The sequence below is a fragment of the Streptomyces aureus genome, assembly GCF_001418135.1.
GTDB lineage: Bacteria > Actinomycetota > Actinomycetes > Streptomycetales > Streptomycetaceae > Streptomyces > Streptomyces aureus_A.
The window spans coordinates 292-9,491 of sequence record NZ_LIPQ01000347.1 but is presented as its reverse complement, the minus strand read 5'-3'; the positions used below and the strand labels follow the sequence as shown (position 1 = coordinate 9,491).

7 protein-coding genes and 1 pseudogene are annotated in these 9,200 nt (G+C 64.7%); 5 read left to right on the top strand and 3 right to left on the bottom strand.

Annotated elements, in window-relative coordinates:
• The first annotated feature begins 167 nt into the window (after nucleotides 1–167).
• The 4 genes from AOK00_RS26410 to AOK00_RS26395 all read left to right on the top strand — a co-directional run bounded on the left by AOK00_RS26410 (nucleotide 168) and on the right by AOK00_RS26395 (nucleotide 6,304).
• On the top strand, nucleotides 168–1,709 hold the full coding sequence (locus AOK00_RS26410) for an ATP-binding protein (protein WP_055602757.1): 1,542 nt from the start codon (nucleotides 168–170) through the stop codon (nucleotides 1,707–1,709).
• Nucleotides 1,706–4,654: a Z1 domain-containing protein gene (locus tag AOK00_RS26405; RefSeq protein WP_055602756.1), complete on the top strand. Its 2,949-nt coding sequence runs from the start codon at nucleotides 1,706–1,708 to the stop codon at nucleotides 4,652–4,654. Before AOK00_RS26410 ends, AOK00_RS26405 begins: the two co-directional genes overlap by 4 nt.
• A gap of 47 nt (nucleotides 4,655–4,701) precedes the next feature.
• A complete protein-coding gene (locus AOK00_RS26400; RefSeq protein WP_055602755.1) occupies nucleotides 4,702–5,673 on the top strand; it encodes a NaeI family type II restriction endonuclease in 972 nt (323 codons plus the stop codon).
• 148 nt (nucleotides 5,674–5,821) lie between these two features.
• Nucleotides 5,822–6,304 carry a very short patch repair endonuclease gene (locus AOK00_RS26395; RefSeq protein ID WP_079042204.1) on the top strand — a complete coding sequence of 161 codons (483 nt, stop codon included), beginning with the start codon at nucleotides 5,822–5,824 and terminating at the stop codon, nucleotides 6,302–6,304.
• Here AOK00_RS26395 and AOK00_RS26390 read toward each other — a convergent pair whose 3' ends face one another.
• Nucleotides 6,305–7,495 (bottom strand): DNA cytosine methyltransferase, encoded by a 1,191-nt coding sequence (locus AOK00_RS26390; protein ID WP_055602753.1) that lies wholly within the window; start codon nucleotides 7,493–7,495, stop codon nucleotides 6,305–6,307. It lies immediately after the preceding gene.
• A 172-nt stretch (nucleotides 7,496–7,667) separates the two neighbouring features.
• Between AOK00_RS26390 and AOK00_RS26385 the strand changes: the two genes are divergently transcribed.
• The gene (locus AOK00_RS26385) at nucleotides 7,668–8,405 is read left to right on the top strand and encodes an HNH endonuclease (protein ID WP_254047511.1); all 738 of its coding nucleotides are present in this window, start codon (nucleotides 7,668–7,670) and stop codon (nucleotides 8,403–8,405) included.
• Here AOK00_RS26385 and AOK00_RS40655 read toward each other — a convergent pair.
• The gene (locus tag AOK00_RS40655; protein WP_254047510.1) at nucleotides 8,381–8,677 is read right to left on the bottom strand and encodes a hypothetical protein; all 297 of its coding nucleotides are present in this window, start codon (nucleotides 8,675–8,677) and stop codon (nucleotides 8,381–8,383) included. The two genes, AOK00_RS26385 and AOK00_RS40655, sit on opposite strands and share 25 nt — an antisense overlap.
• Before the next feature lie 122 nt (nucleotides 8,678–8,799).
• A pseudogene (locus AOK00_RS41480) lies at nucleotides 8,800–8,910 on the bottom strand (ATP-binding protein); the annotation flags it as partial.
• Nucleotides 8,911–9,200: the final 290 nt, after the last annotated feature.

The following is a 9,200-nucleotide window of genomic DNA, read 5'->3' as shown; positions in this document are numbered from 1 at the left end:
GACACGGCGCGAGGACTTACGGGGAGTGCCACGGGGAGGACTGACCTCCGTCTCCTCCCGCTAGTCCTCGCGCCGTGTCAGCCGGTTGGAGTAATGTCACCGGTTGTCACAACGCTGTCCGACTGGCCCCCTCATGCCCAGGTCAGTCCTGTGTGCGAGGAAGACGATTGCCCTACGAGTCCGGTCCTGACTGGCAGTTCGACGTGCCCACGAGCGGGAGCAAGCGTCTTCCGCCTTCAGCCCGATATGTGGAGTCACTGACCCACCAGGGCTACGGCTTCGAAGCAGCCATCGCGGACCTCATCGACAACTCGATCGACGCCGGCGCCCAGAACGTCGTGGTGAGCTTCCTGCGCGATGACGACAGGCTCGTGAGCCTGCTGATCGTTGACGACGGACACGGCATGAACGACGAGGCGCTCGACGTTGCCATGACTGTCGGCGGACAGCAGGAGTACTCCGCCGATGCACTGGGCCACTTCGGAGCCGGGCTCAAGGCAGCTTCGTTGTCGCATGCAGATGCGCTGACCGTCATCAGCCGCACCAAGCGGAGCCCGTCGACAGGCCGACGGTGGCTCACCTCCCAGGCACAGCATGACTTCACGTGTGACATCGTCGAGGCCAGGTACTGCCAGGACCTCATCGATCGCTATGACGGGGTCATCGGCTGGCACGGAACCATCGTCCGGTGGGACGGGGTCCGCGCCTTCGGAACCATCACCGCCGGGCAGACAGATCGGTTCCTCAACGAAACGATCGAGCGCCTGGAGACACACCTCGGCCTGTACCTCCACCGCTTCCTCGACCGGGACGACTTTCATATCGACATCGTCGTCGAGGACGTGCGGACCCGCGAAGAACTTGACCACCGGGGCGTCGAGGGGATCAACCCCTTCGGGTACCGCATCCCGGGCCGAGCGGGTTTTCCGCGTACGTACAAGGCCCCGATCGAAGGCCTTGGCGAACTGGAGATGGAGGCCCACATCTGGCCGCCTAAGTCTCCCCTCGTGGCCTTTCGCGGGATCGGGCCGCTCGCCGAGCGTCAAGGGTTCTACGTCTACCGGAATGACCGGCTGGTACAGGCCGGCGGCTGGAACGGAACCCGCAGCGGCGAGGCGCACCACAACCTCGCCCGGATTGCCATCAACCTGCCGCCGCAGCAGAACCAGGTTTTCTCCCTGACGGTGAAGAAGGACGGAGTCAACGTCACCCCTGCCTTTGCCCGTGGCCTGGAACAGGCCACGGACAGCGAGGGGGACACATTCGTGCAGTACCTGGGCGAAGCCGAGAAGGTCTACCGAGACGCTGCCCGCCGGTCGACCGAGGTCCAGCGCAAGGAGGTCATTCCGCCTGGCAAGGGGGTCGACCCGAAGCTGAAGCGGACGCTCCGAGACGAGCTCCCCACACTTGAAGGTGAGGATCCGATCACCTTCCGCTGGGAAACAATGCCGACCGATGTCTTCTTTGACATCGACCGCGAAGATCATGTCGTACGCCTCAACAAGGAATACCGGCAGGCGTTCAATCCCGGCCGCCGGGCCGGGTCGAACGACGCACCCGTCCTCAAAGGCATGCTGTATCTGATTCTGGAGAAAAACTTCCGCATGGGGCGCTCAAGCGCACAGCGAGATGACGAGATGGCTCTCTGGAACAGCGTTCTGCTCTCTGCTGCCCGCTGCGAGATGACCCGCGGAGACGAATCCCAGTGAACGACCACCTGCTGAATCTGCACATCGACGTCCTGGGGGCGATGAGCCGTGGCCCCAAGAGCTTCGCCAAGATCGCCTTCGCCGTGTCCGACGCGGAAGAGCCCGCAGACGAAGACCTGCAGGGGTTCCGTGAGATCCTCCTGGACAGACAGTCCGATCTGGCAGCTCTCTGGAACCAGAAGCTGACGTCCTGGGACATGGCCGAGACCGCTTCCTGGTCCAGCGCCCCGGCACGCAGCGAACAGCGACGAGCGGACACCTACGCACAGCTCGGCTTCGATGACGACGTGCGTAAGGCTCTCGACGCTGCAGTGCCTCTCGTCACGGGCCCTCAGCCCGTCGTCATCAGCGGGGACTTCCAGCGCTGGTACTCCAAGGAGAAGGCGGCGGCACACGCCTTCTATTGGTCGGCCTATGAGCGAGTGCTCCGCAAGAAGGGCTGGAGCGAGACTGCCATCGCGAGTCTCGACCAGGCCTCTCACAGCGTCGTGGAGCGCCTCTCTGACCCCACCCGCACCGAGGCGTACAGCGCCAGGGGCTTGGTGGTCGGCTACGTTCAGTCGGGAAAGACAGCGAACTTCACGGGTGTTATAGCCAAGGCCATCGATGCCGGATACCGGCTCGTCATTGTGCTGGGCGGAACGCTGAACCTGCTGCGTGGCCAGACTCAGCGCCGCCTGGACATGGAGCTGATCGGCAGGGAGAACATCCTGCGCGGGATCAGCCCGGACGACATCGACGCCTTGATCGGCATCGACTACCAGGACGACGAGGACTGGCCCCACAAGTTCGTCTCCCACGACGGTCGGCCGTCAGACCAGGGCGCTTTCAACATCGAGCGGCTCACAACACGCGACGAGGACTACCAGGGGCTCGGCCAGGGGATCAGCACCCTGGACATCACCAAGCTCGACCAGGCCCTGCCTTTGCACGACCCCATGAATCTGCACCCGGCGGCAGCCCGCGTCATGGTCGTCAAGAAGAACAAGGCCGTTCTCAGCAAGCTGGTCACGGATCTCAAGCGGGTGGGCGGCATCCTGCACGAGCTCCCTGTTCTGATCATTGACGACGAATCAGACCAAGCATCCGTGAACACCATCGATCCGGCTAAGCAGACAGAAGGCAAGGAAAGCCGCACCGCCATCAACGGGCTGATCTCTCAACTGCTCCAGCTACTCCCCCGAGCACAGTACGTCGGCTATACGGCGACCCCGTTCGCCAACGTCTTCGTCGACCCGGACGACACGCAGGACATTTTCCCCAGGGACTTCCTGATCTCACTACCCCGCCCGGTGGGCTACATGGGTGTCCAGGACTTCCACGACCTGGACGGGGCAGCCCCCGCTGCCGATCGCACAGTCGCCAACTCCCAAGAGGAGGCGCATGTCCGGGGAGTCTTCGACGGTCCGGACGATCGACTGCTCGAAGCCTTGGACGCGTTCATTCTCTCCGGTGCCATCAAGCTCTATCGCGTCAGCCAGGGCGTCCCCGAAACCAAGTACCGTCACCACACCATGCTTGTTCACGACTCGGTACGCATGGCAGACCACTCGGCTCTCGCCTCTCGGCTGAACTCGATGTGGAGCAAGCACTACAGCAGCAGCTCGGCTCACGAGCGGCTGGCGAAACTGTTCGCCGAGGATTTCATGCCCGTCTCCGGCGCGCACGCCCAAGGCGCGCCAGTTCCCGGGACTTACGACGTGCTCAGGCCCTACGTCAGCAGAGCACGTCAGCTGATGAGCGCGGGTGGCAGCCCGGTCATCATCGTCAACGGCGACAAAGAGCGCGATTACGAGCAGGCGGCTCTCGACTTCGACCGCACCAAGAACGTCTGGAAGATCCTTGTTGGCGGTACGAAGCTCTCCCGCGGCTTCACCGTCGAAGGTCTGACCGTCACCTACTACCGCCGCAAGACACAGCAGGCCGACACTCTCATGCAGATGGGCAGATGGTTCGGCTTCCGTGACGGCTACCGGGACTTGGTGCGTCTCTACATCGGCCGTGAGGAGCCCTACGGCAAGGGCAAGACCCTCGATCTCTACGAAGCCTTCGAGGCCATCTGCCAGGACGAAGAGGCGTTCCGCGCCCAACTGGCGCAATACGCCACCATGATCGATGGCGAGCCCCAGCTGACGCCCGAGCGCGTGCTGCCTCTCGTCTCCCAGCACTTGGCGTTGATCAAGCCGTCGGCGCGGAACAAGATGTTCAATTCCGAGCTGGTCGAGATCAGGTCACCGGGCAAGGCAATCGAGCCGGCCGCCTACCCGATGAATGCCGAGCAGACTGCACGCAATACGGACCGCTGGCGCCCACTGCTGCCCGTGTTCGATGCTCCAGCAGTCACACTGGCCCTGCCTCCCGACAGCAGCAGCCCGCTCACGCGCACCTTCCAGGCGACGACGACCGTCGTCCCTCACACGTCGCTGATCAGCGTACTGAGCCAGCTGGAGTGGGAGGGGCACAATCACTTCACTCCTCACCTCAACTATCTGGCGCAGCTGGACGGCTCACTCGCCACTGTCGACGAATGGCTCCTCGTCGCTCCGCAGACCACGCCCGCGCGGCGCGTTGAGGCAAGCATCCTGGGACACGGCCCTGCCTCCCTCGTCCGACGTAATCGCCAGCTGGGGAAGGTGTCGTTCGGACGTATTTCCGGTCTCGAGCACCGCCGATGGGCTCAGCGCCTCATCGACGAAGCAGGGCCCGGCGCGCTGCCTCCGACTCCTCATGCTCTAGGGAGTCGCACGGGCGTTGTGCTGCTCTACGCGGCGGTCGAGAAAGCGGAGGACGACGCAGGACTCCGCGCGGCCGCCCCGAACGGGATTGCCGACCCGTCCCGGGTTTTCCTCGCCTTCACTGTTATCCCGCCAGCTACTGCGAACGACGCCTCCCTCCGCCTGCTCCGCTACCAGGCCAAACGGTCGGGAGCACGCGAGTTGCCGTAACTGGACGGCACGGCTTGGCATTCAACCGATCGGACAGGTGCTCTCCCTTGTTTCCCCTGGACCTCACAGCTGCGGCCAACATTCATGCCAATGACCTCCGTCGCGAGGACCCAGGTCTGGCCGCCGTGTACGGGAAGCTCCACCAGCTCGACCCCGCAGGACTGCGCTTCGCCGCGGTCCTGCGGGACACGATCGACCAGTTGCTCAACGGCGAGATCACCGGACGTTACGACTGGAAAACCCTCTTCAAGACAGAGAAGACACACGCAGGGACGCTTGTCGAGATCAATCTGCAGCGTGAATTCAAGTTCGCCGACGGCACCGACATGGACTACCAGATCTCGGGCATCGACGTGGACTGCAAGTACTCCCAGCAGCTCGGCAGCTGGATGATCCCCCCAGAGGCGCTTGGCCATCTCTGCCTGCTCGTGTGGGCGGATGACTACACGAGCCAGTGGAGTGCCGGCCTGCTGCGCATAAGGGCTGAGTGGCTGAACGCGGGAAACAACCGCGACAAGAAGCTCACGATCAAGGCCGAGCACCGGAACAAGATCCTATGGCTGTGGCACCAGCAGCAGCTTCCGGAGAACACTCTCCTTCACATGGACCCTGTCCACCGCGCTGCAGTGTACGAAGCCGGTTCAGGACAGGCCCGCCTCAACGAACTGTTCCGGCGATGCCAGCAGCGACGGATTGGCCGCAACGTCGTTCGCACTGTCGCCCAGCAGAAGGACTACATGAAGCGTGTCAGAGGGAACGGGGGATCCAGGTCCTCACTCAAGGACGAGGGCATCATCATCCTGGGCGACTACCGGTCCCACCAGGAGATCGCCAGCCAGCTCGGCGTTCCGATTCCCCGGGAGGGCGAGTTCGTCAGCGTGCGTGTCACACCAGCGGACGGGATCCACGCGGGGCCCCGCGCCATCATTGACGGGTCATTGTGGACAGTCGCCGCCGCGGGAGACGTCCGCGTCGCCGCGCCTACACTCCCCTCCTCCGCCTCTAAAGCAAAGCAGTAATGGCCCCATGAAGGACTACGACGTCACCGCCAGCGACCATCACGTGAACCGGCCCAGGGCTACGCTGGACAACAAGGAGTGGGTCCTTGCTGACTACACGGATCTCCCTCGGCTCGGCCCGCTTCTCCCTGCACTCAGGTGAAGCGCCATGACCGATGACTGGACACCGCCTGCCGGATCGTGGGCCTCTTCAGCTGCCCGCCGCCGGAACATGCAGGCCATCCGGAGCCGGGATACCAAGCCGGAGCAGCAGGTCCGGCGACTCCTTCACGCCCAAGGGCTGCGGTATCGCGTCGCCGCGAAGCCGCTGTCCGACCTCCGCCGGACCGCTGACATCATTTTCAGACCCGTGAAGGTCGCCGTCTTCATCGATGGTTGTTACTGGCACGGCTGCCCCGAGCATTACGTGGCGCCCAGGACGAACCCTGGCTACTGGTCCGACAAGGTCGCACGGAACATGGCACGTGACAGCGATACCAATCAGCGGCTGGAAGAAGCCGGCTGGACTGTCCTTCGCTTCTGGGAACACGAGTCCCCGGAGGAGTGCGCGATGCACATCGCGGCCGAGGTAGCAAAGCACCGTGCCCTTGCACGAAGCAAGGGCACGGTGGAATCCAGTGAGGCCGACTGATCAGGAGCTCTGAGCGTCCCGCTCGCGGGCGGCCTTCAGGACATCCATGATCGAACGGCCGACCGCCTCGGCAACCGGCGGCGGGAAGGCGTTGCCCACCTGTCGGTACTGAGCCGTCTTGCCGCCGTCGAAGATCCAGTCCTCCGGGAAGCCCTGGATGATCGCCGCCTGCTCAACAGTCAGCATTGGCCCATCGGGACCGAAGAGGTCACGGTCCTCTGACCCCTTCTTCTTGCACAGTTCGATGTCGTTGGCTACACCCAGACCCGAAACACCCAGCTGCCTCCAGGCAGCCTTGGCCCGGCTCGGGCCTAGGTCGGCCCCGCCGTGCTTCTTCGAACCGCCCACGAGGGTGGGGGCGATGCCAGCGCTGTCCTTGGCCTTCAGCTCCTCATGACGCTCAGTGGCGCGGGTTTGCCACCGCGCGAATGCCTCACGCGCCTCCCGATCACGCGGCCCGTCGTAGTACGCCTCGTACCGCGCCTGCATGGTCGCCCCAAGAGCCTCGGCGACGCTCACGGCCTCCTCGTGGGTCGGCGTCGGCCACTCGTACTTCACGTCCTTGAGAACGTCGTTACGAATCGCGACGAGAATCGCCCGCGGCCGGAGCTGCGGAACACCGAACTTACTGGCCTCCAGCAGGCCCCAATGGCAGACGGTGTACGCGCCCTTCGGCAGCGTAACGAGGGAGCCGTCTTCCTCTCGGTACGTGCCTCCCTCCAGACTGGCCTGGATGAAGTCCCGGTAGTCAGAGAACTTCGGGTCCAGGATCCCGCGCACGTTCTCGATCATCACCGCGCGGGGCTTCAGCTCCGCAACGAGATCGAGCATCCGCGGAAAGAGGTCACGCTCGTCGGACTTGCCGAGCTGCTTGCCTGCGTGGGAGAAGGGCGGGCAAGGTACACCGCCAGCCAGGAGATCAAGCTCCTCAGGCTCAAGGAGCCTCCCGGCCCTTTTCACCTGCTCCAACGGCTTGAAGTCATTCACGTCCCCGTGCCGGAGGTCACACTGCTGCTTCTCCCAAGCCCAGTCCGCCCGCGTGTCGATGTTCCGCCGCAGCGTCTCCGCCGCATGCTTGTCGATCTCCACGAGCGCAAGGTGCCTGAAGCCGGCGGCATGCAGCCCAATGGCCTGCCCGCCGGCTCCAGCGCAGATCTCGATAGAAGTGAACTCCGCCTCAGTGCTGGTCATGCACCCTCCTTTGACCACGTGCCTCGCTGGCGCCTCGTCCGCCAGTCATTACAGAGAGTGACAGGCCCCACTGACAGCGCCCCCCAAGTGTGCGCCATCCCGAAGCATCCTCAGTCACTCCACACCAGTAGGGAACACTTGTACGATCAGCAGCACGGGGCAAATCTCGTGGGTGAGGGACGAGCTGCTGCTCGCATGCGCGCTCGTCATGGAGAACGGCTGGCATGAGCTGCGGCAGAACGACGTGCGCGTCCTGGAACTCTCCGACCTGCTCCGATCGCTGCCCCTGCACGGGAACGCCGCCGCCGACTCCCGGTTCCGGTCGCGGAACAGCGTCAGCCGTAAGACCACCGACATAGCTACCGCCCACCCTGATCACGCGGGAGGCGCGACGAAGGGCGGGCGCCCCACGCAAAGCGTCGTCGCGGACTTCCTGGCGGACCCCGAGGGGATGCTGGCTGCCGCCCACGCCCTGCGCGCAGGAATCGCCAGTGGAGAGCTGCACAGCACCCCCGTCCAGCCAGACGAAGTGGACGAGGATGGAGAGTCGACCGCCCGCGAGGGACGCCTGCTGGTTCGGCTGGCCCTCCACCGCGAGCGCGACCGCGGACTCCGCAACCGCAAGATCCAACAGGCCAGGAAGCTGAACGAACCCATTCGCTGCGAGGCGTGCACGTTCGACTTCGGTGCCGTCTACGGACCACTCGGCACCGACTACATCGAAGTGCACCACGTCACACCTCTTCACGTCGTAGGTCCCAGCGAGACCCGACTGGAGGACCTCGCACTTCTGTGCGCGAACTGCCATCGCATGTGCCACAGGAACTACGCGGGGGAAGCGTGGCGCACGCCCGAAGACCTCCGCGAGAAGATGCGCGCAGCCCGTCACGCAGCTTCGCCGGCCTCGTAGAGCTGCTGCGCACGGCAGAGCGCCTCGTCGGGGGCACTTCCCTGGACCGTGAGCCAGACGAGGAGGTCGGCAATCAGCGTGACGGCCGCTTCCTGGTTCACCTTGGAGCGCGAGGCCTGAAGAGGCGCCCTCACCCCGAGAAGCTCCCGGTAGCTACCCACAACCGTGCACGCGTGCTGAGCGCGCACACACAACGCATCAGCGACCACCGACACCTCACACCAGACGGCCTTGCCCGTCTCCGTAAGCAGCGTGCCCCAGTCGGCCGACACCGACGCCACGAGATGCAGCCCGCGGCCGCACTCCTGCTCGCAGTCCCCACGCCATCCCGCTTCGGCACCACCGGGCTCTTGTCGTGCAGCTCAACCCGGAGACGGCTTCCGCGCGGTTCGAGCACGAGGGTCGCCGACACGCCTTCACCCACGTGCTTCATGACGTTCGTCGCGAGCTCCGTAACCACCAGCTCGACCTCATCCGCCGCGCTTGGAACACCCCACTGCCGCAGCGTCGAGCGGACAGCCCTGCGCAGCAGCCTGAATTCACCAGGAACCGCTTCGAACGGTCGTCGATCTGGTCGCGGTGTTCCAAGAAATGCTCCCCCGTGGGCCGGTCACTCAGCCGACGTGGCCGGGCGAGATGCTCGCGGACTACTGGCGGGGCGCCTCCGAACGCTGAGGCGGGGAGTCGGCGGTTCGGCATCCGCCTGGCTTTGGGGGAGTTGGGCCCAGTGGGTGGGCCGGGAGGATGGGCCTCTGGTGGGACCGCCCTCTTTCCGAGAGTCGCTCCTTCCGGCGG

Coding starts and splice junctions, on each gene's coding strand:
- AOK00_RS26395 (WP_079042204.1), top strand. CDS start 5,822: ATGACCGATGACTGGACACCGCCTGCCGGATCGTGGGCCTCTTCAGCT.
- AOK00_RS26390 (WP_055602753.1), bottom strand. CDS start 7,495: ATGACCAGCACTGAGGCGGAGTTCACTTCTATCGAGATCTGCGCTGGA.